Genomic DNA, 25254 nt, shown 5'->3' with positions numbered 1-25254 from the left:
AGGTATCAGAGAGGAGGATAACGTGGCTAGAAAGTTTCCTTTAGAAAGAACAAGAAACATAGGTATAATGGCGCATATAGACGCTGGGAAAACTACAACTACAGAAAGAATACTGTTCTACACGGGGAAAACTCACAAGATAGGTGAGGTTCACGAAGGTGGAGCAACAATGGACTGGATGGAGCAAGAGAAGGAAAGAGGTATAACTATAACTTCTGCTGCTACAACTGCTGAATGGAATGATCATAGAATAAACATAATAGATACACCGGGACACGTAGACTTTACTGTTGAGGTTGAAAGATCTCTTCGTGTTCTAGATGGTGCTGTTGCTGTTTTCTGTGCTAAGGGCGGGGTTGAACCTCAATCTGAAAATGTATGGAGACAAGCTGACAACTACCATGTTCCTAGAATGGCTTTTGTTAACAAAATGGATATACTAGGAGCGGATTTTCTTAATGTTGTACAAATGATGAAGGACAGATTAAATGCTAACGCTGTTCCTGTTCAATTGCCAATAGGTAAGGAAGATACTTTCAATGGGATAATAGACCTTATTGAAATGAAAGCTGATATGTACAGAGATGACTTAGGTCAAGAAGTTGAAATAACTGATATACCTGAAGATATGATGGATTTAGCTCAAGAGTGGAGAGAAAATTTAGTTGAAGCTGTTGCAGAAACTGACGAAGAGTTAATGATGAAATATCTTGAAGGTGAAGAATTAACTAATGAAGAGCTAAAAGTAGCTATGAGAAAAGCTACTATAGCTTGTGAAATGAACCTAGTATTCTGTGGTTCTGCATATAAAAATAAAGGGGTTCAATTATTATTAGACGGTGTTGTTGATTATTTACCAGCTCCAGTAGATGTACCTGCTATAAAAGGTATACTATTAGATGGTGAAGAAGCAGAAAGACATTCATCTGATGAAGAACCGTTCTCAGCATTAGCATTTAAGATAATGGCTGACCCATTTGTTGGTAAATTAGCATTCTTCAGAGTTTACTCTGGTATATTAGAAGGCGGTTCTTACGTTCTGAACTCTACAAAAGGCAAGAGAGAAAGAGTTGGACGTATACTACAAATGCATGCTAATACAAGAGCAGAAATAACAGAAGTATATTCAGGAGATATAGCTGCAGCTGTAGGTCTTAAAGATACTACAACTGGAGATACTTTATGTCATCCTGATCATCCAATAATACTTGAATCAATGGAATTCCCAGAGCCAGTTATATCTGTTGCTATAGAGCCAAAGTCTAAGGCAGCTCAAGAAAAAATGGGTATAGCTCTTCAAAGGTTATCTGAAGAAGATCCTACTTTCAGAGTTAAAACGGATGAAGAAACAGGAGAAACTATAATATCTGGTATGGGTGAATTACACTTAGAGATTATAGTAGATAGATTATTAAGAGAATTTAAAGTTGAAGCTAATGTAGGTGCTCCACAAGTTGCTTATAGAGAAACTATAATAAATGCAGTGGATGTAGAACATAAGTATTCTAAACAATCTGGTGGTAGAGGACAATACGGACACGTTAAGATAAGAATATATCCAAGAGAAGCTGGTGCTGGATATGAATTCGTTAACAAAGTTGTTGGTGGTTCTATACCTAGAGAATACATCGGACCAATCGATGCAGGTATACAAGGAGCTATGCATTCTGGTATAGTTGCTGGATATCCAGTTGTTGACGTTGGAGTTGAATTATACGATGGTTCTTACCATGAAGTTGACTCTTCAGAAATGGCCTTTAAAGTTGCTGCATCTATGGCATTTAAAGACGGTATGAAGAAAGCAAGTGCAACTCTTCTTGAACCATATTTTAGAGTTGAAGTTGTTACTCCAGAAGATTACATGGGTGATGTTATGGGTAACTTAAACTCAAGACGTGGAAGAATAGAAGGTATGGATGCTAGAAATGGTGCTCAAATAATAAAAGCATTAGTTCCGCTTTCAGAAATGTTCGGTTATTCAACTGACTTAAGATCTATGACTCAAGGTCGTGCAACTTATACAATGATATTTGATCATTATGAAGCTGTTCCAGCTAACATAGCGAAAAAATTATCTGAAGGTAAGTAATTAAAAATATAATAATATAGATTAAAATATATTAAATATGTGAATATTAATGTGGCGAGGGTTTTTACCCTCGTCTTACATAATTATAAAGGAGGAATTTTAAAATGGCTAAAGCTAAATTTGAAAGAAATAAGCCACACGTTAACATAGGAACAATAGGACACGTTGACCATGGTAAAACAACGTTAACAGCAGCAATAACTAAAACATTACATGCAAGATATGGATTAGGAGAAGCTGTAGATTTCGCAAACATAGATAAGGCACCAGAAGAAAGAGAAAGAGGAATCACAATATCAACAGCACACGTTGAATATGAAACTCCAAACAGACACTACGCACACGTTGACTGCCCAGGACATGCTGACTACGTTAAGAACATGATAACAGGAGCAGCACAAATGGACGGAGCAATATTAGTTTGTTCAGCAACAGATGGACCAATGCCACAAACAAGAGAACATATATTATTATCAAGACAAGTTGGGGTACCATATATAGTAGTATTCTTAAACAAGTGTGATGTAGTAGATGATGAAGAATTATTAGAATTAGTTGAGATGGAAGTAAGAGAATTATTAAGCGAATATGACTTCCCAGGAGATGATACTCCAATAATACAAGGATCAGCATTAAAAGCATTAGAAGATCCATCAAGTGCATGGGGAGATAAAATAGTAGAATTATTCGAGCAAATAGATTCATATGTACCAGAACCAAAGAGAGCAGTAGACAAGCCATTCTTAATGCCAGTAGAAGACGTATTCTCAATAACAGGAAGAGGAACAGTTGCAACTGGTAGAGTAGAAAGAGGAGTAGTAAAGGTACAAGACGAAGTAGAGCTAGTTGGATTATCAGAAGATCCAAGAAAGTTAGTAGTAACAGGAGTAGAAATGTTCAGAAAGTTACTAGACGAAGCTCAAGCTGGAGATAACATAGGAGCTCTATTAAGAGGTATCCAAAGAGCAGAAATAGAAAGAGGACAAGTATTATCAAAGCCAGGAACAATAAAGCCACACACAAAGTTCACTGCAGAGGTATACGTATTAAAGAAAGAAGAAGGCGGAAGACATACTCCATTCTTCGATGGATATAGACCACAATTCTATTTCAGAACAACAGACGTAACAGGATCTTGTAAGTTACCAGAAGGTATAGAAATGATAATGCCTGGAGATAACGTAACAATGACAGTTGAATTAATATCACCAATAGCTATAGAAGAAGGATTAAAATTCTCTATAAGAGAAGGTGGAAGAACAGTAGGAGCAGGTGTTGTTGCTACTATAATGGAGTAATTTAACTTAAAGTTTAAAATAAGGGGGAAGGATTATATCCTTCCTTTTTTGCGTAAAAAAAAGAAAAATAACCAAAAAAAGAAAAATAATGTAATTCATATAAGTAAATTGACAAGTTTAGTTTAAGCCTGTATACTTACATATGGCCCTTGGTTATGGGGCAAATAAAAGTTATAAATTCTTTAAGATATAATATAAGCGAAAAATATTAAAAAAATGAAAAATATTAAAAAAAAGCTTGAAAAAAATAAAAAGATAGTATAAACTATAATAGTGTGCTTGAGAGATGCGATGATGTAAGAGGTTGCTGATAAACAGTTAATTTTTACGGAGTAGTCTATATCTTAGAATTAGACGGCGTGATACCGAATGTTTTTCAAAACACAACACACCCGGGTCTGTGTATCGGTATCTGTCGTGCGTAAAACATTTAAACGTGCGATAAAGGAGGGAAAATTAAAATGGCTAAAAACGAAAAAATAAGAATAAGATTAAAGTCATATGACCACAAGTTGTTAGATCTTTCATCTGAGAAGATAGTTGAAACTGCTAAGAAAGCTGGATCAAAAGTTTCAGGTCCGGTACCATTACCAACAGAAAAACAAATAATAACTATATTAAGAGCTGTTCATAAGTACAAAGATTCTAGAGAACAATTCGAAATAAGAACTCATAAGAGACTAATAGACATAAGTAATCCAACACCTAAAACTGTTGACTCATTAATGAGATTAGACTTACCAGCAGGTGTTGACATAGAAATAAAATTATAATTAACCCCTAAGATATGTATCCATAGATACCTTATCTTAGAATGATTGCAAAAATGCAATCCGCTGTAAGATTATAGGAGGTGTAGCTATGAAAGGAATATTAGGAACAAAACTAGGAATGACTCAAATATTCACAGAACAAGGAACTGTAGTTCCTGTTACAGTGGTACAAGTAGGACCAGTTGTTGTTACTCAAGTTAAAAACGTTGAGAATGACGGATACAATGCTATACAAGTTGGATTTGGTGAAGTAAAAGTTAAATCTTTAAACAAACCAAAGTTAGGACATCTTGCTAAAGCTGATGTATTAAAAAAATACTTAAGAGAATTCAGAGTAGATTCTGTTGAAGGATATACAATAGGACAAGAAATAAAGGCTGACGTATTCTCAGCTGGAGACAAAATTGATGTTACTGGAATAAGTAAAGGTAAGGGATTCCAAGGTCCTATAAAAAGACATGGATTTAGTAGAGGTCCTGAATCACACGGTTCTAGATACCACAGAAGACCAGGTTCTATGGGTGCTGCTTCATTCCCAGGAAGAGTATTCAAAGGGAAAAAATTAGCTGGTCACATGGGTAGCGAAAGAGTAACAATTCAAAACTTAGATGTAGTTAGAGTAGATGCTGAAAACAACTTAATATTAGTTAAAGGTGCTATACCAGGAGCTAAAGGGTCGCTAATAACATTAAAGCAAGCTGTTAAGGCTTCTAAATAGTAACTAAGACGGGAAAGGAGGAAACACGATGCCGAAAATAGACGTATTAAACGTTAACGGACAAAAAGTTGATGAAATAATTTTATCAGACGCTGTGTTTGGCGTAGAAGTTAATGAACACGTTTTATATGAAGTAGTTAAAAACCAACTTGCTAACAAGAGACAAGGTACTCAATCTGCTAAAACTAGAGCAGAAGTTAGAGGTGGCGGAAGAAAGCCATGGAGACAAAAAGGAACAGGAAGAGCAAGACAAGGTAGTACAAGATCTCCTCAATGGGTAGGTGGCGGTATAGTATTCGCACCAAAACCAAGAGATTATAGATATACAGTGCCAAAGAAAGTAAGAAGATTAGCGATGAAGAGTGCTTTATCTGCAAAAGTTCAAAGTGGGGAAATGATAGTTTTAGATTCACTAAATCTTGACACTCCAAAAACTAAAGAATTTGCTCAAATATTAAAGAATTTAAATGCTAATAAAGCTTTAATAGTTATGGGTGACAAAAACGAAAATGTTATAAAATCAGCTAATAATATACAAGGAGTTCAAACAGCTCTTGTTAATACAATAAATGTATATGATATATTAAAGTATGATTTATTTATAATAACTAAAGATGCGGTTGAAAAAGTGGAGGAGGTGTACGCGTAATGACTAATCCACATGATATAATAATAAAGCCTGTTGTAACTGAACAAAGTATGGCTGATATGGCGGATAAGAAATATACTTTCATAGTAACTAAAAAAGCTAATAAAACTGAAGTTAAAAAAGCTATAGAAAACATATTTGGTGTTGAAGTTGAAAAAGTGAACACTATGAATTACGACGGAAAAGTTAAAAGAATGGGTAAAACTGAAGGAAGAACAGCTAGCTTTAAAAAAGCAGTAGTTAAATTAACTGCGGATAGCAAAGAAATAGAATTCTTCCAAGGAATGTAATTCACAGTATAATAGAAGAAGGAGGGAAATCTAATGGCTATCAAAAAGTTTAAACCGACTTCTCCTGCTGTAAGACAAATGACAGTTAATGTTTCTGATGAAATAACATCTTCACAGCCGGAGAAATCATTATTAGTAACTTTAAAGAAAAATGCTGGTAGAAATGCTCAAGGTAGAATAACAGTTCGTCATAGAGGCGGCGGTGCTAAGAGAAAATATAGAATAATAGACTTCAAAAGAAATAAAGACGGTATACCTGCAAAGGTTGCTACAGTAGAGTATGATCCAAACAGATCTGCTAATATAGCTTTATTAAACTATGTTGACGGTGAAAAGACATATATAATAGCTCCAAAGGGAATAAAGGTTGGAGATATGGTAATGTCAGGACCTACTGCTGATATAAAGCCAGGAAATGCAATGCAATTAAAGGATATGCCAGTTGGTACTTTGGTACACAACATAGAATTAAAGCCAGGAAAAGGAGCTCAATTAGTAAGATCTGCTGGTGCTTCTGCTCAATTAATGGCTAAAGAAGGAAAAAATGCTTTATTAAGATTACCATCAGGAGAAATGAGACTTGTTAGCATAAACTGCAAGGCTACAATAGGACAAGTTGGTAACTTAGAACATGAAAACGTAACAATAGGTAAAGCTGGTAGAAAAAGACACATGGGTATAAGACCTACAGTAAGAGGATCTGCTATGAACCCTAATGACCATCCACACGGTGGAGGGGAAGGTAGAACTTCTATAGGTAGACCAGCTCCAGTTACACCATGGGGTAAACCAGCACTTGGATATAAAACTAGAAAGAAAAATAAAGCTTCTGATAAATTAATAGTATCTAAGAGAACTAAATAATAAAGCTGTTTAAAGTTCGGGAAGGAGGATAACAAATGTCAAGATCAACTAAAAAAGGACCTTTCATTCACCAAAGACTTTTAAAGAAAATAGAGGAAATGAACGCCAATGATAAAAAAGAAGTTATAAAGACTTGGTCAAGAACTTCGACTATATATCCACAACTAGTTGGACATACATTAGCTGTTCACGATGGAAGAAAACATGTACCGGTTTATGTAACAGAAGATATGGTTGGACATAAGTTAGGAGAATTTGTTCCAACGAGAACTTTCAAAGGACATAAGGATGATGAAAAATCTTCTAAGAGAAGATAGTAAATCCCTAAGTAAGGAAGGAGGCAATAATGATGGAAGCAAGAGCTACTGCTAAATATTTACGTGTATCGCCAAGAAAAGCAGGTCAAATTTGTGAACTTGTAAGAGGAAAAAGTGTTAAGGAAGCATTAGCAATATTAAAGTATACTCCAAGAGGAGCAGCTCCAATAGTTGCTAAAGTTATAAAGTCAGCTATGGCTAACGCTGAAAACAACCATGAAATGGATGCTGACAAGTTATTTGTAGCTGAAATATATGCTAATCAAGCACCAACAATGAAAAGATTCATGCCAAGAGCTATGGGTCGTGCAACTACTATAAGAAAGAGAAATTCTCATATCGGAGTAGTTTTAAAGGAAAAATAAATAATAGATAGGAGGTTAAGTAATGGGACAAAAGGTTAATCCACACGGATTGAGAGTCGGTATTATAAAAGATTGGGACTCAAGATGGTTTGCTAATAAAAAAGATTTCGGAACTTTAATATTAGAAGATCACAACATACGTAAATTCTTAAAAAGCAAATTATATATAGCTGGTGTTGCTAAAATAGAAATAGAAAGATCAGCTAATAAAATAAAATTAGACTTACACGTTGCTAAGCCAGGTATCGTTATAGGTAAAGCTGGTGCTGGTATAGATGCCTTAAAAGCTGAGTTAGAAAAAATGACTAAAAAAACTGTAATGGTTAACATAGTTGAAGTTAGAAGTCCTGAAAGAGATGCTCAATTAGTAGCTGAAAATATAGCTTTAGCAATAGAAAGAAGGGTTGCCTTCAGAAGAGCTATGAAACAAGCTATACAAAGAGCTGTAAAATCAGGAGCTAAAGGTATAAAAGTATCTGCGTCTGGTAGACTTGGTGGAGCTGAAATGGCTAGAACTGAAGGATACAGCGAAGGAAACGTACCTTTACACACATTAAGAGCAGATATAGATTATGGATTTGCTGAAGCAAATACAACATACGGAAAAACAGGTATAAAAGTATGGATCTATAAAGGAGAAGTTCTTCCAACTAGAAATGGTGCACCAAGAGAAGAAGCTCCAAGAGACAATAGAAGAGATAACAAAAGAAACGATAGAAGAGATAATAGATCAAACGATAGAAGAAACAACGATAGAAGAGACAATAGAGGCGGTAACCCTGGATATAATAGACCACAACAAGGTGGGGCAAGACCACAAGGTCAAAGACCACAACAAGGTGGCGCAAGACCACAACAAGGTGGGGCAAGACCACAAAGAACAGAAAACAAACAAGGGTAATTGCTAATAAGGAAGGAGGAAAATACTCATGTTAATGCCTAAAAGAGTAAAGCGTCGTAGAGTTCATAGAGGAAGTATGGCAGGCCAAGCTCACAAAGGTAACAAAGTTACTTACGGCGAATTCGGATTAGTTGCTTTAGAGCCAGCTTGGATAACTTCTAACCAAATAGAAGCAGCCAGAATAGCGATGACAAGATATATAAAAAGAGGGGGCCAAGTTTGGATAAAAATATTCCCTCATAAACCTGTAACAAAAAAACCGGCAGAAACTCGTATGGGTGCTGGTAAAGGTTCCCCAGAATATTGGGTAGCAGTTGTTAAACCAGGAAGAGTTATGTTTGAATTAGCAGGTGTTCCAGAAGAAAAAGCTAGAGAAGCTATGAGACTTGCTATGCACAAGCTCCCTGTTAAGTGTAAGTTTGTTACACGTCAAGATTTTGAAGTAAAGGGTGGTGAATCGGATGAAAGCTAAAGAATTAAGAGATATGTCTAATGAAGAACTTATGAAAGAATTAAATGATTTTAAAAGTGAATTATTTAGCTTAAGATTCCAATTAGCTACAGGACAATTAGAAAACACAGCAAGAATAAAATTCGTTAGAAAAGATATAGCTAGAGTAAAAACTGTCCTTGCTGAAAGAAAGTTAAACGAAACTAGAGCTTAATCGCGAAAGGAGGCTTTTAAACATGGAAAGAGCAAGAAGAAAAGCAAAAGTGGGCCGTGTTGTAAGCGATAAAATGGAAAAAACAATAGTAGTTACTGTTGAAGATTTCGTTCGTCATCCATTATACGGAAAGCCAGTTAAGAGAACTCAAAAGTTCAAGGCTCATGATGAACAAAATGTATGTAAAATCGGAGACAGAGTTAAAATAATGGAAACTAGACCATTGTCAAAAGACAAGAGATGGAGATTAGTTGAAATAGTTGAAAAGGCTAAGTAGTTTTCGAAGAAGGAGGGATTACGATGGTACAACAAGAAACACGTTTAAAAGTTGCTGATAATTCAGGAGCCAAAGAACTTTTATGTATACGTGTTCTAGGCGGAAGTAAGAGAAGATACGCGAACATAGGTGACATAATAGTTGCTTCTGTTAAAGTTGCAACACCTGGTGGAGTTGTTAAAAGAGGTAAAGTTGTTAAAGCTGTTGTAGTAAGAACTAAGCAAGGTGTAAGACGTAATGACGGAAGTTATATATCGTTTGATGAAAATGCTGCAGTTATAATAAAGGACGATAAAACTCCAGTAGGAACTCGTATATTCGGGCCTGTTGCTAGAGAGTTAAGAGAAAAAGACTTCATGAAAATAGTTTCTCTTGCTCCAGAAGTACTATAATTAAGGAGGTGCAATAGGGACATGATGCGTGTTAAAAAAGGCGATACTGTTGTAGTAATAACAGGAAAAGATAAAGGAAAAAAAGGTAACGTGTTAAAAGTATTCCCAAAAGCTAATAGAGTATTAGTTGAAGGCGTTAACATGATCACTAAACATCAAAAGCCAAGCGCTATGAATCCACAAGGTGGAATAATAAATAGAGAAGCGCCAATACACATATCAAACGTTATGCCATTTGATTCAGAAATCGGAAAAGGCGTAAGAGTTAGATTTGATGTAACTGAAGGCAAAAAAGTAAGAGTATCAGCAAAGAGCGGAAAAGAAATATAATTTAGCTTGAAAGGAGGTAACAAAAGTGGCTTCTAGATTACAAGAAAAGTACATGAAAGAAGTTGCTCCAGCTCTAATGGAGAAATTTGCATACAAAAATGTAATGGAAATACCTAAGTTAGAAAAAATAGTTATAAACATGGGTATCGGTGACGCTAGAGAAAATCCAAAAGGATTAGAAGCTGCTGTTGAGGAATTAACAGCTATATCTGGTCAAAAGCCAGTTATTACAAAAGCTAGAAAATCAATAGCCAACTTCAAATTAAGAGAACAAATGCCGATAGGTACAAAAGTTACTCTTAGAGCCGACAAAATGTTTTACTTCATGGATAAATTAGTTAACATATCTTTACCAAGAGTTAGAGACTTCAGAGGAGTAAATCCTAACGCATTTGACGGAAGAGGTAACTACGCTTTAGGTATAAAGGAACAATTAATATATCCTGAAATAGAGTATGATAAGGTAGATAAAGTTCGTGGAATGGATATAATCTTCGTTACAACTGCTAAGACAGACGAAGAAGCTCGTGAATTACTAAAATTATTAGGAATGCCATTTTCTAAGTAAGCAAAGGAGGGATTCCAGTGGCTAAAAAAGCGATGATAATAAAACAACAAAGAAATCAAAAGTACAAAACTAGAGAATACACTAGATGTACTATATGCGGAAGACCACATTCTGTTTTGAAAAAATTTGGAATATGCCGTATATGTTTTAGAGAATTAGCCTATAAAGGTCAAATACCTGGCGTTAAGAAAGCAAGCTGGTAGTAGCTTGTTAATCGTGGAAGGAGGGTACGAACATGACAATGACAGATCCAATAGCAGATATGCTAACTCGTATAAGGAATGCTAATGTAGTTAAGCATGAAACTGTTGATGTTCCTGCTTCTAATATGAAAAAAGAGATATCTAGAATATTATTAGAAGAAGGTTTTATCAGAGGGTATGATGTTATAGAAGATGGAAAGCAAGGAATAATAAGAGTACAATTAAAGTACGGAGTTAATAACGAAAGAGTAATAACAGGTCTTAAGAAAATATCTAAGCCTGGTATGAAGGTTTACGCTGCTAAAGATGAATTACCAAGAGTATTAGGTGGTTTAGGAGTAGCTGTAATATCTACTTCAAAAGGTATATTAACTGATAAGCAAGCAAGAAGAGACAACGTTGGTGGAGAAGTAATCTGCTACGTTTGGTAATAATACGAACAATGTAAGGAGGTGCAGACATGTCAAGAATAGGTGTTAAACCAATATCAATACCAGCAGGTGTTGAGGTTACTATAGACGCTAATAATACAGTTACAGTAAAAGGACCTAAAGGTTCATTAACACAAAAATTAACTTCAGACTTAACTATAAAGAATGAAGAAAATATATTAACAGTTGAAAGACCAACAAACAACAAAAAGCACAAGTCTTTACACGGATTAACTAGAACTTTAATAGCTAATATGGTTGAAGGTGTTACTAACGGATACGAAAAGAAGTTAGAATTAGTTGGTGTTGGATACAGAGCTCAAAAGCAAGGAAGTAAATTAGTTCTTAGCTTAGGATTCTCTCATCCAGTTGAGATGGAAGATCCAGAAGGAATAACTGTTGAAGTTCCAAACCAAACTGAAATAATAGTTAAAGGTATAGATAAGCAAATAGTAGGAAACTACTCTGCTAAGATAAGATCTTGGAGAGAGCCAGAACCTTACAAAGGTAAAGGTATAAGATATGCTGGTGAAGTTGTAAGACGTAAAGAAGGTAAAACTGGTAAGAAGTAATAAGTAATAAACCTTAGAAAGGAGTGAGCACCGTGTCAAAAAAACTAAGCAAAAATGAAAACAGACTTCAAAGACATAAGAGGGTTCGTAAAAAAGTTAACGGAATAGCTGAAAGACCAAGATTATGTGTTTTCAGAAGTGCTAATAATATATACGTTCAAATAATAGACGATAATGCGAGAACAACTCTAGTAGCTGCATCATCTTTAGATGCTGAAGTTAAAGACAATGCTAATCATACAGGAAACAAGCAAGCTGCAAGATTAGTTGGACAAATGATAGCTAAAAAAGCTCAAGAAAAAGGCATAACTGAAGTAGTATTCGACAGAGGTGGATACTTATATCACGGTAGAGTTAAAGAGTTAGCTGATGGAGCTAGAGAAGCTGGTCTTAAGTTCTAATAAGAAGGAGGGAAATCAATGCTACGTCGCAAGATGATAGATGCAAGACAACTTGACATAAAAGAAAAAGTTGTTGAAATAAGACGTGTTACTAAAGTTGTTAAAGGTGGTAGAAACTTTAGATTCGCAGCTTTAGTAGTTGTTGGAGATGAAAACGGACATGTTGGCATCGGCGCTGGTAAAGCTATGGAAGTACCAGATGCTATAAAGAAAGCTGTAGAAGATGCTAAGAAGAACTTAATAGAAGTTCCTATGGTTGGAACTACTATACCACATAGAATTCAAGGTCACTTTGGTGCTGGTCAAATATTAATAATGCCAGCTCAAGAAGGTACAGGAGTTCTAGCTGGTGGTCCTGTTCGTGCGGTACTAGAATTAGCAGGATTAAAAGATGTTAGAGCTAAATCTTTAGGTTCAAGTAACCCAAGAAATATGGTAAATGCTACAATAGAAGGTTTAAAATCTCTAAGAACAGCTGAAAGCATAGCTAAACTTAGAGGAAAAAAAGTAGAAGACCTTCTAGGTTAAGGAGGTAGTGTAGATGGCTAAAATACAAATAAAGTTAGTTAAAGGTACAATAGGAACTACTCCTAAACAAAGAAAGAACGTAGAAGCTTTAGGATTAAAGAAAATCGGTTCTGTTGTTGTAAAAGAAGATAATGCCCAAATGAGAGGCATGATAAGCAAAGTTAATCACTTAGTAGAAGTACAAGAGATAACTGAATAATCATTAAAAAAGAAGACAAGGAGGTGTAGTCATGAAGTTACATGAGTTAAGACCTGCTGAAGGTGCTGTAAAAGAAAAAAGAAGATTAGGTAGAGGTACTGGTTCTGGTCTAGGTAAAACTTCTGGACGTGGTCATAAAGGTCAAGGGGCTCGTTCTGGCGGAGGAGTAAGAGTAGGATTCGAAGGTGGACAGATGCCACTTGCTAGAAGACTTCCTAAAAGAGGTTTCACAAACATATTCAAGAAACAGTATACATTAGTTAATGTAGAAACTTTAAATAGATTTGAAAATGGAACTGAAATAACTCCTGAGTTATTAAAAGATATGAAAGTTATAAGCAAAATAGAGAAGGACGGCATAAAGATCTTAGGAGAAGGAAACTTAGAGAAAAACTTAATAGTTAAGGCTCAAAAGTTTACTGCTTCAGCTAAGGAAAAAATTGAATCGGCTGGAGGAAAGTCTGAGGTGATCTAATTGCTGTCTAACTTCAAAAATGCTTGGAAGATTAAAGATGTAAGAAGAAAAATATTATATACTTTGATGATGATTGTAGTATTCAGGATAGGGTGTATAATCCCTGTTCCTGGAGTTAATATAGATTATATAAAGGAAATAGTTGACCAAGCTGGTCTTCTTTCCTTATATAATTTATTTACAGGCGGAGCATTTAGCAATTTCACATTATTTGCTTTAGGAATTACTCCTTATATAACAGCATCTATAATAATACAGTTGTTGACTATTGGCTTTCCGAGCCTTGAAGATCTAAGTAAATCTGGAGAAGAAGGAAAGAAAAAGATAAATAAGTATACAAAATATACTGCTATGGTCTTAGCTTTAATTCAAGGAACTGGAATAACTCTAGGTCTTATAAGAGGAGCTTTAAAAACGGATAATCCATTTTTTATAGTTACTGTTATAATGACATTAATTGCTGGTACAGCCCTATTAATGTGGATAGGAGATAGAATTACAGAAAAAGGTATGGGGAACGGAAGTTCAATAATAATATTCATAGGTATAATAGCTGGTACGCCTGCTACTTCAATGCAGATATATAACTCAGTTAAAGCTGGTCAAACATCTATATGGGTTCTAATTGGAATTTTACTAATAGGGTTAATCGTTATAGCTGCTGTTACTTATATACAAATAGCTGTAAGAAAAGTACCGGTTCAATATGCTAAAAGAGTTGTGGGAAGAAAAATGTATGGTGGACAAAGTACACACATACCGATGAAGATAAATCAATCAGGTGTTATACCTGTCATATTTGCTAGCTCATTACTAGCATTTCCACAAACAATAGCTTATTTTATGGGCGGTAATTCTCAGGCATTTATAAACAAGTATATGTCTCCCACAGGAAATCCTGGATTTTGGATATATATGTTGTTTGAAGTTATGCTTATAATATTCTTCTCGTATTTCTATACAACAGTGTCATTTAATACACATGACATAGCTAATAACATGAAAAATAGTGGTGGATTCATTCCAGGTATAAGACCTGGGCAACCTACTGAAGACTACTTAAGTAAGATATCTTCAAGACTTACTTTAGCAGGCGCATTATTTTTAGCTATTATAGCAGTACTACCATCTATAGCATTGAAGTTTACTAATATCCAATTAGGTATTGGTGGAACATCTTTACTAATTGTAGTTGGAGTTGCTTTAGAGCTTATGAAACAGCTAGAGTCGAATTTAGTTATGAGAAACTATCAAGGTTTTTTAAAATAAATTTTAAAAACTTGTAAAAACAAGTATTCGGAGATGAGAATATGAGAATAATATTACTTGGGCCTCCTGGTGCAGGAAAAGGGACACAGGCTGCAGGAATAGTTGAAAAATATAATATACCTCATATATCAACTGGTGATATATTCAGAAAAAACATAAAAGAGGGAACGGAACTTGGAAATAAGGCTAAGTCATATATGGATCAAGGATTACTTGTTCCCGATGAATTAACTGTAGGATTAGTTAAGGATAGATTATTACAAGATGATTGTAAAAATGGATTCTTGCTAGATGGATTTCCAAGAAATACATTTCAAGCTGAATCTTTAGATAAATTCTTAGATGAGATAAATGCTTCTTTAAACAAAGTTATAAATATAGAAGTAGATAAGAATATATTAGTATCTAGAGCTGTAGGAAGAAGGATATGTAAGCAATGCTCAGCAACATATCATGTTGAATTCAACCCACCAAGAGTAGCAGGTATATGCGATGTTTGTGGAGGAGAACTATATCAAAGAGCAGATGATAACGAAGAAACTGTATCAAAAAGAATACAAGTATACCTAGATGAAACGAAACCTCTAATAGATTATTATGCTGAAAAAGGGATAATATCTACAATAGAGGGTGAGCAATCTATAGACAAAGTTTTCGAAGATATAATTGCCGCTCTAGGAAGTGAAAATTAATGATAATTTTGAAATCTAATAAAGAAATAGAGCTAATGAGAGAAGCTGGTAAAATAGTAGCTGAAACTCATGAAATTCTAAAAGAAGCTATAAAACCGGGACTAACTACGAAAGAGTTAGATATTATAGCTGAAAATAATATAAGAAAATACAAATCAGAACCTTCTTTTAAAGGATATCATGGATATACTGGATCTATATGTGCTTCTATAAACGAAGAGATAGTTCACGGAATACCAGGTAATAGAGTTCTAAAAGAAGGGGATATAATTAGTATAGATATAGGCGCATGCTACAAAGGATATCATGGCGATTCTGCGAAAACTCACGGAGTAGGCATAATATCTGATGAAGATAAAAAACTAATAGAAGTAACAAAACAAAGTTTTTATGAGGGTATAAAATTTGCTAAATTAGGATATAGACTCTCAGATATTTCTCATGCAATTCAAACACACATAGAAAAATACAATTTCTCAATTGTTAGAGACTTTGTAGGACACGGAATCGGATCAGATATGCATGAAGATCCGCAAATTCCAAATTATGGACCACCGGGAAAAGGACCTAGACTTCAAGAAGGTATGGTACTTGCAATAGAGCCTATGGTTAATGCAGGATCATATCGTGTTAAAGTTTTAGGCGATGGATGGACAGCTGTGACTATAGATGGAAAAAAATCAGCTCACTATGAGCATACTATAGCCATTACTACAGATGAGCCCCTGATATTAACGAGGCTTTAATCTGGATGAAGAAGGTGAAAATAGTGCTGTCAGAAAACTTGAGTATAGGTCAAGTAGTAAAATCTAAATTAGGTAGGGATCAAGGTAATCTATTTTTTATTATTAAAATAGTAGATGAAGAGTATGTTCTCGTTGCCGATGGAGATATAAGAAAACTTGATAAACCTAAATTAAAGAAAGTGAAGCACTTGAAAAAAAGCAATGCTATAAGCAAAGCTGTTAAAAACAAGATAGAGGCTAACGAATCTGTAAACGACGCTTTTTTAAGAGCTGAACTTAAGAAGCTAAACCTTATGGCTTAAGTTAATTGAATGGAGGTTTGGTTAGTTAATGGCCAAAAAAGATGTTATAGAACTAGAAGGTACTGTTTCTGAAGCTTTACCTAATGCTATGTTTAAAGTAAAGTTAGAAAATGGACATGAAGTGCTATGTCATATATCTGGTAAATTAAGAATGAACTTTATAAGAATTCTTGAAGGTGATAAAGTTAATGTTGAACTTTCACCATACGATCTTACTAGAGGAAGAATTACTTGGCGTAAGAAGTAGACTATGTAAGATTAGTCTAAGGAGGGATTAACAATGAAAGTAAGACCATCAGTAAAACCAATATGTGAAAAATGCAAGATAATAAAAAGAAAAGGCAAAGTAATGGTTATATGCGAAAATCCAAAGCATAAGCAAAAGCAAGGTTAATAAATTATTGCTAGTAATTTGTTGTAATTTGTAGTATAATAATTAATTGTGATAATTAACAAGAGCTTTATGATCTTGAGATAAACTGGGCTTCGGATTTTATTTTTATGTATTAATTTTAATATAAGCAATAAGTAAAGCTAAGTTGTAGGAGGTGTAATTAATGGCAAGAATAGCTGGGGTAGATTTACCTAGAGAGAAGAGAGCAGAAATCGCCTTAACTTATATATATGGTATAGGTAGACCAACTGCTAACGAAATATTAGCTAAAGCTAACATAAATCCTAACGTTAGAATAAAGGATTTAAGTGAAGAAGAAGTTAATGAATTAAGAAAAGTAATAGATACTGATCATATAGTTGAAGGTGATTTAAGAAGAGAAATCGCTTTAAACATAAAGAGATTAAGAGATATAAAATGTTACAGAGGATTAAGACATGCTAAAGGTCTTCCTTTAAGAGGTCAAAGAACTAAGACTAATGCTAGAACTAGAAAAGGTCCTAGAAAAACAGTATCTCGTAAAAAGAAAAAATAATAATAGCTAGATAAGGAGGGAAGAATAATGGCAAAACCAAAAAAGAAGGTTACGCGTGTTAGAAGAAAAGAACGTAAAAATATAGAACGTGGACACGCTCATATACAATCAACTTTTAACAATACATTAGTTACTTTAACAGATGTTCATGGAAACACAATATCTTGGGCAAGTTCTGGACAAATGGGATTTAAAGGTTCAAGAAAATCTACTCCATTTGCTGCTCAACTAGCTGGGGAAACAGCTGCTAAAGCTGCTATGGAACACGGACTAAAAACTGTAGAAGTATTCGTTAAAGGACCAGGCTCTGGAAGAGAGGCTGCTATAAGAGCACTTCAAGCTGCTGGATTGGAAGTTACTATGATAAAAGATGTTACTCCAATACCACATAATGGTTGCAGACCACCAAAAAGAAGAAGAGTGTAATTGAAATATAACAATACAGGAGGTGCAAAATAATGGCAAGATATATAGGCCCGTCATGTAGACAATGCCGTAGAGAAGGAATGAAATTATTCCTTAAAGGTGATAGATGTTATACAGATAAATGTGGTATAGCTAGAAGAAATTATGCTCCTGGACAACATGGACAAGGCAGAAAAAAAGTTTCTAACTATGGACTACAATTAAGAGAAAAACAAAAAGTTAAGAGAATATATGGAGTTTTAGAAACTCAATTCGCAAACTTATACGAACGTGCTGAAAACATGCCTGGTATAACAGGGGAAAATCTATTAACTTTATTAGAGAGAAGATTAGACAATGTTGTTTATAGAATGGGATTAGCTTCTTCAAGAAAAGAAGGTAGACAATTAGTAAGACATGGTCACTTCACTTTAAATGGAAACAAAATAGATATACCATCATTAACTGTAAATACAGGTGATGTTATAGCTGTTAAAGAAGGTTCAAGATCTTCAGACAAATTTAAAGCTTTAGTAGAAGGCGGTTCAAGAGTTGCTCCTAAATGGTTAGAGAACAATTTAGAAAACATGACAGCTAAAGTAGTTGGCAATCCAACAAGAGAAGATATAGACTTAGAAATAGCTGAGCACTTAATAGTAGAGCTTTACTCTAAGTAATAAATATTATATATATTTTATTATTCTTGTAGCGTTTTGCTTGCCCTCAGTGGATTAATAATTTTTAAGGAGGGTTTTGTCCATGATAGAAATAGAAAAACCAAAAGTAGATATTATAGAAATAAGCGAAGATCATAGATATGGTAAATTCGTTATTGAGCCTCTAGAAAGAGGCTATGGAATAACAGTAGGAAATGCATTAAGAAGAATATTATTATCTTCACTTCCTGGAGTTGCTGTAAAATCTATTAGAGTAGAAGGTGTTCTACATGAATTTTCAACAATTCCAGGAGTAAAAGAAGATGTTACAGAGATGATACTATCTTTAAAGGAGCTTTCTGCCGACATAGACGGTGAAGGAAGTAGAACTGTAAAAATAGAAGCTAAAGGACCTTGTGTAGTTACAGGAGCAGATATAATATGTCCTTCGGATGTTGAAATATTAAGCAAAGATTTACACATAGCTACTTTAGATGAAGACTCTAAACTGAACATGGAAATATATCTTGATAAAGGAAGAGGATATGTTTCTGCTGAAGATAATAAAAATGATGACATGCCTATAGGTGTTATCCCTGTAGATTCTATATATACACCTGTTGAAAAGGTAAGCTATAGTGTTGAAAACACAAGAGTAGGACAAAGAACAGACTATGATAAGCTAATACTTGAGGTTTGGACAAATGGAAGTATAAATCCTCAAGAAGGTATATCACTTGCAGCTAAAATATTAGTTGAACATTTAAATTTATTTATCAACTTAACTGAGCATGTAAGTAGTGTCGAAATAATGGTCGAAAAAGAAGAAGACCAAAAAGAAAAAGTTTTAGAAATGACTATCGAAGAATTAGACTTATCAGTTAGATCTTACAACTGTTTAAAGAGAGCGGGAATAAATACAGTTGAAGAGTTAGCTAACAAGTCTGAAGAAGATATGATGAAGGTTAGAAATTTAGGTAAGAAGTCTCTAGAAGAAGTAATTCAAAAACTTGAAGAACTAGGATTGGGACTTCAACCAAGCGAAGAGTAGCAAGTAAAGGAGGGATAGACATGGCTAATTACCGTAAGTTAGGACGTGTAACTGCTCATAGAAATTTAATGCTTAGAAACTTAGTTACAGATTTACTTAGAGCTGGAAGAATAGAAACTACAGTAACAAGAGCTAAGGAAACTCGTAGGATGGCTGAAAAGATGATAACTCTTGGTAAAAGAGGAGATCTTCACGCTAGACGTCAAGTTATGTCTTATGTTCTAGATGAAACTGTAGTAAATAATTTATTTACTGACATAGCTCCAAAGTATCAAGAAAGAAACGGCGGATATACTAGAATAATTAAAATAGGACCAAGAAGAGGCGACGCAGCTGAAATGGCTCTAATAGAATTAGTATAAGACAAAAAGGATTAGGCGCATAAGCTTAATCCTATTTTTTTATATTTTCTAAAGCTTATTTGATTAAGTAAATTTTAGAAGGTATAAAAATTAAAATTTCATTATCTAATTTAAAACCTTTAAAATTGATGTATAGTTCTATATAATATAATTTAGGTTAAGTTATATTAAATACTTATATGAAGGAGCAATAAGTATGATTGACATAATAAAAGTTGATAACGTTTCTTTTGTATACATGAGTGAAGAAACTTCTTTTAAGGCGATAGATAATTTGAGCTTAAATATAAAAGAGGGAGAATTTGTGGCAATAATAGGGCATAATGGTTCAGGTAAATCTACACTGTCTAAAAATCTGAATGCAATACTAAAGCCTACACAAGGAGATATTTATATCTCTAACATGAATACAAAAGAAGATGACAAGCTATGGGATATAAGACAAAATGCTGGGATGGTTTTTCAAAATCCAGATAATCAAATAGTGGCCACTGTTGTAGAGGAAGATGTTGCATTTGGGCCAGAAAATTTAGGTATAGAACCAGAAGAAATAAAAAAGAGAGTAGAAGAATCTTTAATTTCTGTTGGAATGTATGACTTTAGAAAAAAACAACCTCACTTACTATCAGGGGGCCAAAAACAAAGAGTAGCAATAGCTGGTATAATAGCTATGAAGCCTAAGTGTATAATATTTGATGAGGCTACAGCAATGTTAGATCCATCTGGAAGAAAAGAAGTAATAAAAACTATAAAAAAATTAAATAAAGAAGAAAATATAACTATACTTCATATAACTCACTTTATGGAAGAGGCAGTAGATGCTGATAGAGTTGTAGTTATGGAAAGTGGCAAAAAAGTAATGGAAGGAACTCCAAGAGAAGTATTTTGCCAAGTTGAAAAACTTAAAAGTATTGGATTAGATGTTCCTTATATGACTGAGTTAGCTAAAGAACTTAAAAATGAAGGTATAGATATAGATGATAGTATATTAACAGTAGATGAGATGGTGATGAAATTATGTCAATTAAAGTAGTAGAATTAACTCACATATATAATAAGGGAACACCTTTTGAAAGTAGAGCTTTGGACAATATAAGTTTTGAAATAGGGTCTGGAGAATTTATAGGCCTTATCGGGCACACTGGATCTGGTAAATCCACATTAATCCAACATTTAAATGGGATATTAAAGCCTAATTCAGGGCAAATAAGTATAAATGAGTTTGATATAACTAGTTCAAATATTAATTTAACTGATATAAGAAAAAGAGTAGGGGTAGTTTTTCAATACCCAGAATATCAGCTTTTTGAAGAAACAGTATATAAAGATATAGCCTTTGGGCCTTCTAATTTAGGATTGGATGAAATAGAAATAGAACGAAGAATAAAAGATTCTATGGAGTCAGTAGGATTAGACTACAATATGTTTAAAGACAAGTCTCCTTTTGAATTATCTGGAGGCCAAAAGCGTAGGGTAGCAATAGCTGGAGTTATAGCTATGAAACCAGAAGTTTTAATATTAGATGAGCCGACAGCAGGACTTGATCCAAAGGGTAGGGATGAGATATTTGAATTAATAAAAAAATTACATTATAAAAATAAAATAACTATAATACTATCATCACACAGTATGGATGATATGGCTAAATTGGCGGGCAAAATAATAGTTATGAATAATGGACAAATAGAATTTATGGGGACTCCAAGAGAAGTATTTAAAGAACATGGGAATAGACTAAAAGAGATAGGGTTAGATATTCCACAAGTATTAGAATTAGCTGTTAAGTTAAGAGAAAAGGGATTTGATATAAGAGAAGATGTATTAACTATACAAGAAGCCAAAGAAGAAATACTAAAAGGGATAAGGAGTAGGAAGTAATGTTAAAAGACATAACAATAGGACAATATTATCCAACAGATTCAGTAATACACAAACTGGATGCTAGAGTAAAGCTTATAGGAACATTTTTATTTATGGCTTCTTTATTTATTATAAATAAATATTGGCCATATATAATAGTCACCGCTGCTTTAGCTTTAATTATATATCCTTCAAAAATCCCTTTTAAATATATGTACAAAGGTCTTAAGCCTATAAAGTGGATAATTGTATTTACGTTTGTAATAAATATATTCTTTATACCAGGAGATATACTATGGGCTCTAGGACCTATTAAGGTTACTAGGCAAGGTTTAGACCAGGCTGTATTCATGTCTATGAGACTTGTATTTTTAATAATAGGTACATCGCTTTTAACATTAACTACATCTCCAATAGAACTTACTGATGGAATTGAAAAAACATTAAATCCACTTAAAAAAATAGGTGTTCCAGCTCACGAATTAGCCATGATGATGACGATAGCTTTAAGATTTATACCAACATTATTAGATGAAACTGACAAGATAATGAAGGCGCAAATGTCAAGAGGTGCAGATTTTGAAAGTAAAAATATAATAAATAGAGCTAAAAACTTAGTTCCGTTATTAGTTCCATTATTTATTAGCGCATTTAGAAGAGCGGATGAATTAGCTATGGCAATGGAAGCTAGATGTTATAGAGGTGGATACAACAGAACGAAAATGAAACAAATAGTAATGACTAAAAGGGACTATATAGCTTATGTTATTATGGTTATGTACTTGATTATAATAATTTCGACTAGATATATTTAATAATTAAATCTTATTTATAAAAGGTATTTATTAAAAAATCCCTTATTGTTATTCTAAAATACGGAATAATAGTATAGGGATTTTTAGGATTTTTAGTTAAATGAGGAGTTTATTATGAGAAATATAATGATTACGATACAATACGATGGGTCAAAATATTATGGATGGCAAAAGCAAAATGATAGCCCTGGGATACAAAATATAATAGAAGATTCAATATATAAAATAACAAAAGAAAATATAGAACTTATATCGTCAGGTAGAACTGATAGAGGAGTACATGCTATAGGTCAAGTAGCAAACTTTAAAACTGAGTCTAAAATAATAGTAGATAAAATACCAGCAGCTATTAACTCATCGCTACCAGAGGATATATCAATAATAGATGCTAAGGAAGTAGATGAAAATTTTCACTCTAGATATTGTGCTAAAGGAAAAAGGTATAGATACGTTATTTATAACAATAAGTATAAAAATCCTATATATAGAAAATACTCTTATCATGTAAAATATGATTTGAACTTTGAGAAGATGAAAGAAGAATCAAAATATTTAATAGGGGAACATGATTTTATAGGATTTAGGAGTACTGGATCCTCTGCAAAGACAACAATTAGAACTATATATGATATAGAGCTAAAAAAAGAAGGTGATTTCATAGTACTTGAGGTAGAGGGAAAGGGATTTTTATATAATATGGTTAGAATAATAGCGGGAACACTGATAGACATAGGTAGAGGAAGAATAACTGAAAGCTTAAAAGATATAATAGAATCAAAGGAAAGAAGTAGAGCTGGGCATACAGCACATGCTAACGGATTATTTCTCAAAAAAGTATATTATTAGCTTGACACACCTGGCACAATGTATTAAAATATACTAGAATGTGTTAATAAGTCCACTTGCCCCGGACTTGACATAAACGGTAAAATATTGAATGGAAATAGGATAAGGAGGGACACCAATGAAAAGTTATGTAGCTAAAACAAGTGAAGTACAAAGAAAATGGTACTTAATAGATGCTGAAGGAAAAACATTAGGACGTTTATCTACTGAAATAGCAACTATATTAAGAGGTAAGCATAAACCAACATTTACTCCTCACGTTGATGGTGGAGATTTCGTTGTTGTAGTAAACGCTGATAAAGTTGTATTAACTGGAAAGAAATTAGATCAAAAATTATACAGATACTACACTGGTTATATAGGTGGATTAAAAGAAATAACTTACAGAAGAATGATGGCAGAAAAGCCAGAAGAAGTTGTAAGTCATGCTGTTAGCGGTATGCTACCAAAGAACAAATTAAGAAAAAGAATGATGACTAGATTAAGAGTATTCTCTGGAATGAATCATTCACATGAAGCTCAAAATCCAGAAGTTTTAAACTTTAAATAATAGAATTACGGGTGAAAGGAGGAGTTAGTCATGGCTAATGTGCAATATTATGGAACAGGAAGAAGAAAACACTCTATAGCTAGAGTAAGATTAGTAGCTGGAGAAGGAAATATAACTATAAATGGAAGAACTATAGATAACTTCTTTAACTATGACACATTAATAAGAGATGTTAAACAACCATTAGTATTAACTGAAAACGAAAATAAATATGATGTAATAGTAAAAGTAGAAGGTGGCGGATTCACAGGACAAGCAGGAGCTATAAGACATGGTATAGCTAGAGCTTTACTTAAAGTAGACGCAGAATTAAGAGGACCTTTAAAGAAGGCTGGATTCTTAACAAGAGATGCAAGAATGAAAGAAAGAAAGAAATACGGATTAAAAGCTGCAAGAAGAGCTCCACAATTCTCAAAAAGATAATTATATTTATCGCTTTGTTCAAAAGGCCTTGGAATACTCCAAGGCCTTTTTTCATATAAATATACAGGGTGATATTATGAGATATATAAAATACATAATTACTTTAAGTATAGCAATTACATTAATGACATTTGCTATTATAGAAGTAAAAAATAACATGGCTGAGCCGGCAGCCTTTATGCCTGTAACAAACAAAGTTATAGTATTGGATGCTGGACATGGGGGAATTGATCCAGGGGCTTTAAGTAATGACAAAAACACCTTAGAGAAAGATATTAATCTCAAGATAGCATTAAAATTAAGAGAATTATTAGAATCAAGTGGTGCATTAGTAATACTAACTAGAGAAGATGATGTAAGTTTATATGAAGAATCTCCAGGAAAAACTATTAGACAAAGATATAATGAAAATCTAAAAAATAGGAAAAAACTAATAGATGAATCTAATGCTGATTTATTTGTATCTATACATCTAAATGCATTTGAACAATCAAAGTATTATGGGGCGCAGACTTTTTATCCAGCTAAAGATGAAAAAAGTAAATTATTAGCTACATTCATTCAAAAGGAATTAAAAAGAGTGGCAGATCAATCAAATATGAGAGAAGTTAAACCTAGAAGCGATATATACTTATTGAAAGAAAATAAGATACCATCTATATTAATAGAGTGTGGATTTTTATCAAATGAAAAAGAAACACAGTTATTAAAGGATTCTAATTATCAAGAAAAAATAGCGTGGTCTATATATGCAGGAATGCAAAAGTACTTAGGATCAGTTCAACAAAATGGGCAGTAATAAAGAGCTTGTGGCATACACATGCTCTTTATTTTTTAAAAAAATTAAATAAATGTATTGACGATTAAAAGATAACATGATATATTATTATTTGTCCGAAAGACGTGGACAAATAAATGAACTTTGAAAATTAAACAGTAGGTCAATTAAACACCATTTATTTAAAAGTAATGCCAAGTTTATCATGAGAGTTTGATCCTGGCTCAGGATGAACGCTGGCGGCGTGCCTAACACATGCAAGTCG

At 33.6% G+C, this 25254-nt stretch carries 41 protein-coding genes and 1 rRNA gene; all 42 read left to right on the top strand.

Annotated elements, in window-relative coordinates; genetic code table 11:
- The first annotated feature begins 22 nt into the window (after positions 1-22).
- Entirely contained in the window at positions 23-2089 is a 2067-nt protein-coding gene (fusA, locus tag ACUSRV_RS15960; protein ID WP_490142965.1) for an elongation factor G, read from the top strand.
- Between the two features lie 104 nt (positions 2090-2193).
- Positions 2194-3387 (top strand): elongation factor Tu, encoded by a 1194-nt coding sequence (tuf, locus tag ACUSRV_RS15955; RefSeq protein WP_490142964.1) that lies wholly within the window; start codon positions 2194-2196, stop codon positions 3385-3387.
- 461 nt (positions 3388-3848) lie between these two features.
- The gene (gene rpsJ / locus ACUSRV_RS15950) at positions 3849-4160 is read left to right on the top strand and encodes a 30S ribosomal protein S10 (protein ID WP_490142963.1); all 312 of its coding nucleotides are present in this window, start codon (positions 3849-3851) and stop codon (positions 4158-4160) included.
- 88 nt (positions 4161-4248) lie between these two features.
- On the top strand, positions 4249-4878 hold the full coding sequence (rplC, locus tag ACUSRV_RS15945; RefSeq protein ID WP_490142962.1) for a 50S ribosomal protein L3: 630 nt from the start codon (positions 4249-4251) through the stop codon (positions 4876-4878).
- Between the two features lie 28 nt (positions 4879-4906).
- Positions 4907-5527, top strand: a complete 621-nt coding sequence (gene rplD, locus ACUSRV_RS15940; protein WP_490142961.1) for a 50S ribosomal protein L4 — start codon at positions 4907-4909, stop codon at positions 5525-5527.
- The gene (gene rplW / locus ACUSRV_RS15935) at positions 5527-5817 is read left to right on the top strand and encodes a 50S ribosomal protein L23 (RefSeq protein ID WP_490142960.1); all 291 of its coding nucleotides are present in this window, start codon (positions 5527-5529) and stop codon (positions 5815-5817) included. Before rplD ends, rplW begins: the two co-directional genes overlap by 1 nt.
- Before the next feature lie 33 nt (positions 5818-5850).
- The gene (rplB, locus tag ACUSRV_RS15930; RefSeq protein WP_490142959.1) at positions 5851-6681 is read left to right on the top strand and encodes a 50S ribosomal protein L2; all 831 of its coding nucleotides are present in this window, start codon (positions 5851-5853) and stop codon (positions 6679-6681) included.
- A gap of 35 nt (positions 6682-6716) precedes the next feature.
- On the top strand, positions 6717-6998 hold the full coding sequence (gene rpsS, locus ACUSRV_RS15925; RefSeq protein WP_490142958.1) for a 30S ribosomal protein S19: 282 nt from the start codon (positions 6717-6719) through the stop codon (positions 6996-6998).
- A 32-nt stretch (positions 6999-7030) separates the two neighbouring features.
- Positions 7031-7363 (top strand): 50S ribosomal protein L22, encoded by a 333-nt coding sequence (rplV, locus tag ACUSRV_RS15920; RefSeq protein WP_490143001.1) that lies wholly within the window; start codon positions 7031-7033, stop codon positions 7361-7363.
- Between the two features lie 22 nt (positions 7364-7385).
- Positions 7386-8264 (top strand): 30S ribosomal protein S3, encoded by an 879-nt coding sequence (rpsC, locus tag ACUSRV_RS15915; protein ID WP_490142957.1) that lies wholly within the window; start codon positions 7386-7388, stop codon positions 8262-8264.
- Positions 8265-8292: 28 nt separating this feature from the next.
- Positions 8293-8736, top strand: a complete 444-nt coding sequence (gene rplP / locus ACUSRV_RS15910) for a 50S ribosomal protein L16 (protein ID WP_490142956.1) — start codon at positions 8293-8295, stop codon at positions 8734-8736.
- Complete coding sequence (gene rpmC, locus ACUSRV_RS15905; protein ID WP_490142955.1) at positions 8726-8929, top strand: 50S ribosomal protein L29; 204 nt, start codon at positions 8726-8728, stop codon at positions 8927-8929. The genes rplP and rpmC overlap by 11 nt, the downstream gene beginning before the upstream one ends.
- A gap of 22 nt (positions 8930-8951) precedes the next feature.
- A complete protein-coding gene (gene rpsQ, locus ACUSRV_RS15900; RefSeq protein ID WP_490142954.1) occupies positions 8952-9206 on the top strand; it encodes a 30S ribosomal protein S17 in 255 nt (84 codons plus the stop codon).
- Between the two features lie 23 nt (positions 9207-9229).
- The gene (gene rplN, locus ACUSRV_RS15895) at positions 9230-9598 is read left to right on the top strand and encodes a 50S ribosomal protein L14 (RefSeq protein ID WP_490142953.1); all 369 of its coding nucleotides are present in this window, start codon (positions 9230-9232) and stop codon (positions 9596-9598) included.
- A 24-nt stretch (positions 9599-9622) separates the two neighbouring features.
- Positions 9623-9928, top strand: a complete 306-nt coding sequence (gene rplX, locus ACUSRV_RS15890; protein WP_490143000.1) for a 50S ribosomal protein L24 — start codon at positions 9623-9625, stop codon at positions 9926-9928.
- Positions 9929-9953: 25 nt separating this feature from the next.
- The gene (rplE, locus tag ACUSRV_RS15885; RefSeq protein WP_490142952.1) at positions 9954-10496 is read left to right on the top strand and encodes a 50S ribosomal protein L5; all 543 of its coding nucleotides are present in this window, start codon (positions 9954-9956) and stop codon (positions 10494-10496) included.
- Between the two features lie 17 nt (positions 10497-10513).
- Positions 10514-10699 carry a type Z 30S ribosomal protein S14 gene (locus ACUSRV_RS15880; protein WP_490142951.1) on the top strand — a complete coding sequence of 62 codons (186 nt, stop codon included), beginning with the start codon at positions 10514-10516 and terminating at the stop codon, positions 10697-10699.
- A gap of 32 nt (positions 10700-10731) precedes the next feature.
- Positions 10732-11130: a 30S ribosomal protein S8 gene (gene rpsH, locus ACUSRV_RS15875; protein ID WP_490142950.1), complete on the top strand. Its 399-nt coding sequence runs from the start codon at positions 10732-10734 to the stop codon at positions 11128-11130.
- Positions 11131-11159: 29 nt separating this feature from the next.
- Positions 11160-11702, top strand: a complete 543-nt coding sequence (gene rplF, locus ACUSRV_RS15870; RefSeq protein WP_490142949.1) for a 50S ribosomal protein L6 — start codon at positions 11160-11162, stop codon at positions 11700-11702.
- A 32-nt stretch (positions 11703-11734) separates the two neighbouring features.
- On the top strand, positions 11735-12103 hold the full coding sequence (gene rplR, locus ACUSRV_RS15865; RefSeq protein WP_490142948.1) for a 50S ribosomal protein L18: 369 nt from the start codon (positions 11735-11737) through the stop codon (positions 12101-12103).
- 18 nt (positions 12104-12121) lie between these two features.
- Entirely contained in the window at positions 12122-12631 is a 510-nt protein-coding gene (gene rpsE, locus ACUSRV_RS15860; protein ID WP_490142947.1) for a 30S ribosomal protein S5, read from the top strand.
- Between the two features lie 13 nt (positions 12632-12644).
- Positions 12645-12830, top strand: a complete 186-nt coding sequence (gene rpmD / locus ACUSRV_RS15855) for a 50S ribosomal protein L30 (protein WP_490142946.1) — start codon at positions 12645-12647, stop codon at positions 12828-12830.
- Positions 12831-12861: 31 nt separating this feature from the next.
- On the top strand, positions 12862-13305 hold the full coding sequence (rplO, locus tag ACUSRV_RS15850) for a 50S ribosomal protein L15 (RefSeq protein ID WP_490142945.1): 444 nt from the start codon (positions 12862-12864) through the stop codon (positions 13303-13305).
- Positions 13306-14574: a preprotein translocase subunit SecY gene (gene secY / locus ACUSRV_RS15845; RefSeq protein WP_490142944.1), complete on the top strand. Its 1269-nt coding sequence runs from the start codon at positions 13306-13308 to the stop codon at positions 14572-14574.
- Positions 14575-14615: 41 nt separating this feature from the next.
- Complete coding sequence (locus tag ACUSRV_RS15840; RefSeq protein WP_490142943.1) at positions 14616-15266, top strand: adenylate kinase; 651 nt, start codon at positions 14616-14618, stop codon at positions 15264-15266.
- Positions 15266-16012, top strand: coding sequence for a type I methionyl aminopeptidase (gene map, locus ACUSRV_RS15835; RefSeq protein ID WP_490142942.1), 747 nt, complete (start codon positions 15266-15268; stop codon positions 16010-16012). Before ACUSRV_RS15840 ends, map begins: the two co-directional genes overlap by 1 nt.
- Positions 16013-16017: 5 nt before the next feature.
- Positions 16018-16314 carry a KOW domain-containing RNA-binding protein gene (locus ACUSRV_RS15830; RefSeq protein ID WP_490142941.1) on the top strand — a complete coding sequence of 99 codons (297 nt, stop codon included), beginning with the start codon at positions 16018-16020 and terminating at the stop codon, positions 16312-16314.
- A 28-nt stretch (positions 16315-16342) separates the two neighbouring features.
- Complete coding sequence (infA, locus tag ACUSRV_RS15825; protein ID WP_490142940.1) at positions 16343-16561, top strand: translation initiation factor IF-1; 219 nt, start codon at positions 16343-16345, stop codon at positions 16559-16561.
- Positions 16562-16594: 33 nt separating this feature from the next.
- Positions 16595-16708 (top strand): 50S ribosomal protein L36, encoded by a 114-nt coding sequence (gene rpmJ, locus ACUSRV_RS15820; RefSeq protein WP_008516283.1) that lies wholly within the window; start codon positions 16595-16597, stop codon positions 16706-16708.
- 163 nt (positions 16709-16871) lie between these two features.
- Positions 16872-17243: a 30S ribosomal protein S13 gene (rpsM, locus tag ACUSRV_RS15815; protein WP_490142939.1), complete on the top strand. Its 372-nt coding sequence runs from the start codon at positions 16872-16874 to the stop codon at positions 17241-17243.
- Positions 17244-17270: 27 nt separating this feature from the next.
- On the top strand, positions 17271-17669 hold the full coding sequence (gene rpsK / locus ACUSRV_RS15810) for a 30S ribosomal protein S11 (RefSeq protein ID WP_490142938.1): 399 nt from the start codon (positions 17271-17273) through the stop codon (positions 17667-17669).
- Between the two features lie 32 nt (positions 17670-17701).
- Positions 17702-18325, top strand: coding sequence for a 30S ribosomal protein S4 (gene rpsD / locus ACUSRV_RS15805; RefSeq protein WP_490142937.1), 624 nt, complete (start codon positions 17702-17704; stop codon positions 18323-18325).
- Between the two features lie 82 nt (positions 18326-18407).
- On the top strand, positions 18408-19355 hold the full coding sequence (locus ACUSRV_RS15800) for a DNA-directed RNA polymerase subunit alpha (protein ID WP_490142936.1): 948 nt from the start codon (positions 18408-18410) through the stop codon (positions 19353-19355).
- A 20-nt stretch (positions 19356-19375) separates the two neighbouring features.
- On the top strand, positions 19376-19717 hold the full coding sequence (rplQ, locus tag ACUSRV_RS15795; RefSeq protein WP_490142935.1) for a 50S ribosomal protein L17: 342 nt from the start codon (positions 19376-19378) through the stop codon (positions 19715-19717).
- Positions 19718-19913: 196 nt separating this feature from the next.
- Positions 19914-20750 carry an energy-coupling factor transporter ATPase gene (locus tag ACUSRV_RS15790; RefSeq protein ID WP_490142934.1) on the top strand — a complete coding sequence of 279 codons (837 nt, stop codon included), beginning with the start codon at positions 19914-19916 and terminating at the stop codon, positions 20748-20750.
- Entirely contained in the window at positions 20735-21595 is an 861-nt protein-coding gene (locus ACUSRV_RS15785) for an energy-coupling factor transporter ATPase (RefSeq protein ID WP_490142933.1), read from the top strand. The genes ACUSRV_RS15790 and ACUSRV_RS15785 overlap by 16 nt, the downstream gene beginning before the upstream one ends.
- Positions 21595-22392 carry an energy-coupling factor transporter transmembrane component T family protein gene (locus ACUSRV_RS15780; RefSeq protein ID WP_490142932.1) on the top strand — a complete coding sequence of 266 codons (798 nt, stop codon included), beginning with the start codon at positions 21595-21597 and terminating at the stop codon, positions 22390-22392. The genes ACUSRV_RS15785 and ACUSRV_RS15780 overlap by 1 nt, the downstream gene beginning before the upstream one ends.
- A gap of 114 nt (positions 22393-22506) precedes the next feature.
- Positions 22507-23238: a tRNA pseudouridine(38-40) synthase TruA gene (truA, locus tag ACUSRV_RS15775; RefSeq protein WP_490142931.1), complete on the top strand. Its 732-nt coding sequence runs from the start codon at positions 22507-22509 to the stop codon at positions 23236-23238.
- Positions 23239-23356: 118 nt separating this feature from the next.
- On the top strand, positions 23357-23788 hold the full coding sequence (gene rplM, locus ACUSRV_RS15770; RefSeq protein WP_490142930.1) for a 50S ribosomal protein L13: 432 nt from the start codon (positions 23357-23359) through the stop codon (positions 23786-23788).
- Positions 23789-23818: 30 nt separating this feature from the next.
- Complete coding sequence (gene rpsI / locus ACUSRV_RS15765; RefSeq protein ID WP_490142929.1) at positions 23819-24211, top strand: 30S ribosomal protein S9; 393 nt, start codon at positions 23819-23821, stop codon at positions 24209-24211.
- 76 nt (positions 24212-24287) lie between these two features.
- The gene (gene cwlD, locus ACUSRV_RS15760; protein ID WP_490142928.1) at positions 24288-25010 is read left to right on the top strand and encodes an N-acetylmuramoyl-L-alanine amidase CwlD; all 723 of its coding nucleotides are present in this window, start codon (positions 24288-24290) and stop codon (positions 25008-25010) included.
- Positions 25011-25190: 180 nt separating this feature from the next.
- Positions 25191-25254, top strand: a 16S ribosomal RNA gene (locus ACUSRV_RS15755); the annotation flags it as partial.

Source organism: Sporacetigenium sp. TC11 (assembly GCF_058146105.1).
This window is presented reverse-complemented; position numbering and strand designations above follow the sequence as displayed.

Bases quoted from the DNA above. Each gene is read 5' to 3' on its own strand.
- rpsH (WP_490142950.1), top strand. From the start codon at position 10,732: ATGACAATGACAGATCCAATAGCAGATATGCTAACTCGTATAAGGAAT.
- ACUSRV_RS15840 (WP_490142943.1), top strand. From the start codon at position 14,616: ATGAGAATAATATTACTTGGGCCTCCTGGTGCAGGAAAAGGGACACAG.
- ACUSRV_RS15780 (WP_490142932.1), top strand. From the start codon at position 21,595: ATGTTAAAAGACATAACAATAGGACAATATTATCCAACAGATTCAGTA.
- tuf (WP_490142964.1), top strand. From the start codon at position 2,194: ATGGCTAAAGCTAAATTTGAAAGAAATAAGCCACACGTTAACATAGGA.
- rplB (WP_490142959.1), top strand. From the start codon at position 5,851: ATGGCTATCAAAAAGTTTAAACCGACTTCTCCTGCTGTAAGACAAATG.
- map (WP_490142942.1), top strand. From the start codon at position 15,266: ATGATAATTTTGAAATCTAATAAAGAAATAGAGCTAATGAGAGAAGCT.
- rplD (WP_490142961.1), top strand. From the start codon at position 4,907: ATGCCGAAAATAGACGTATTAAACGTTAACGGACAAAAAGTTGATGAA.
- rplX (WP_490143000.1), top strand. From the start codon at position 9,623: ATGCGTGTTAAAAAAGGCGATACTGTTGTAGTAATAACAGGAAAAGAT.
- ACUSRV_RS15800 (WP_490142936.1), top strand. From the start codon at position 18,408: ATGATAGAAATAGAAAAACCAAAAGTAGATATTATAGAAATAAGCGAA.
- rpsJ (WP_490142963.1), top strand. From the start codon at position 3,849: ATGGCTAAAAACGAAAAAATAAGAATAAGATTAAAGTCATATGACCAC.
- rpsD (WP_490142937.1), top strand. From the start codon at position 17,702: ATGGCAAGATATATAGGCCCGTCATGTAGACAATGCCGTAGAGAAGGA.
- rplP (WP_490142956.1), top strand. From the start codon at position 8,293: ATGTTAATGCCTAAAAGAGTAAAGCGTCGTAGAGTTCATAGAGGAAGT.
- rplC (WP_490142962.1), top strand. From the start codon at position 4,249: ATGAAAGGAATATTAGGAACAAAACTAGGAATGACTCAAATATTCACA.
- rplM (WP_490142930.1), top strand. From the start codon at position 23,357: ATGAAAAGTTATGTAGCTAAAACAAGTGAAGTACAAAGAAAATGGTAC.
- rpsE (WP_490142947.1), top strand. From the start codon at position 12,122: ATGCTACGTCGCAAGATGATAGATGCAAGACAACTTGACATAAAAGAA.
- ACUSRV_RS15785 (WP_490142933.1), top strand. From the start codon at position 20,735: ATGTCAATTAAAGTAGTAGAATTAACTCACATATATAATAAGGGAACA.
- rpsQ (WP_490142954.1), top strand. From the start codon at position 8,952: ATGGAAAGAGCAAGAAGAAAAGCAAAAGTGGGCCGTGTTGTAAGCGAT.
- rplN (WP_490142953.1), top strand. From the start codon at position 9,230: ATGGTACAACAAGAAACACGTTTAAAAGTTGCTGATAATTCAGGAGCC.
- rpmD (WP_490142946.1), top strand. From the start codon at position 12,645: ATGGCTAAAATACAAATAAAGTTAGTTAAAGGTACAATAGGAACTACT.
- cwlD (WP_490142928.1), top strand. From the start codon at position 24,288: ATGAGATATATAAAATACATAATTACTTTAAGTATAGCAATTACATTA.
- infA (WP_490142940.1), top strand. From the start codon at position 16,343: ATGGCCAAAAAAGATGTTATAGAACTAGAAGGTACTGTTTCTGAAGCT.
- rpsI (WP_490142929.1), top strand. From the start codon at position 23,819: ATGGCTAATGTGCAATATTATGGAACAGGAAGAAGAAAACACTCTATA.
- rpmC (WP_490142955.1), top strand. From the start codon at position 8,726: ATGAAAGCTAAAGAATTAAGAGATATGTCTAATGAAGAACTTATGAAA.
- rpsS (WP_490142958.1), top strand. From the start codon at position 6,717: ATGTCAAGATCAACTAAAAAAGGACCTTTCATTCACCAAAGACTTTTA.
- ACUSRV_RS15790 (WP_490142934.1), top strand. From the start codon at position 19,914: ATGATTGACATAATAAAAGTTGATAACGTTTCTTTTGTATACATGAGT.
- rplQ (WP_490142935.1), top strand. From the start codon at position 19,376: ATGGCTAATTACCGTAAGTTAGGACGTGTAACTGCTCATAGAAATTTA.
- rpsC (WP_490142957.1), top strand. From the start codon at position 7,386: ATGGGACAAAAGGTTAATCCACACGGATTGAGAGTCGGTATTATAAAA.
- truA (WP_490142931.1), top strand. From the start codon at position 22,507: ATGAGAAATATAATGATTACGATACAATACGATGGGTCAAAATATTAT.
- rpsK (WP_490142938.1), top strand. From the start codon at position 17,271: ATGGCAAAACCAAAAAAGAAGGTTACGCGTGTTAGAAGAAAAGAACGT.
- rplO (WP_490142945.1), top strand. From the start codon at position 12,862: ATGAAGTTACATGAGTTAAGACCTGCTGAAGGTGCTGTAAAAGAAAAA.
- rplV (WP_490143001.1), top strand. From the start codon at position 7,031: ATGGAAGCAAGAGCTACTGCTAAATATTTACGTGTATCGCCAAGAAAA.
- rplF (WP_490142949.1), top strand. From the start codon at position 11,160: ATGTCAAGAATAGGTGTTAAACCAATATCAATACCAGCAGGTGTTGAG.
- rpmJ (WP_008516283.1), top strand. From the start codon at position 16,595: ATGAAAGTAAGACCATCAGTAAAACCAATATGTGAAAAATGCAAGATA.
- rplW (WP_490142960.1), top strand. From the start codon at position 5,527: ATGACTAATCCACATGATATAATAATAAAGCCTGTTGTAACTGAACAA.
- ACUSRV_RS15830 (WP_490142941.1), top strand. From the start codon at position 16,018: ATGAAGAAGGTGAAAATAGTGCTGTCAGAAAACTTGAGTATAGGTCAA.
- rpsM (WP_490142939.1), top strand. From the start codon at position 16,872: ATGGCAAGAATAGCTGGGGTAGATTTACCTAGAGAGAAGAGAGCAGAA.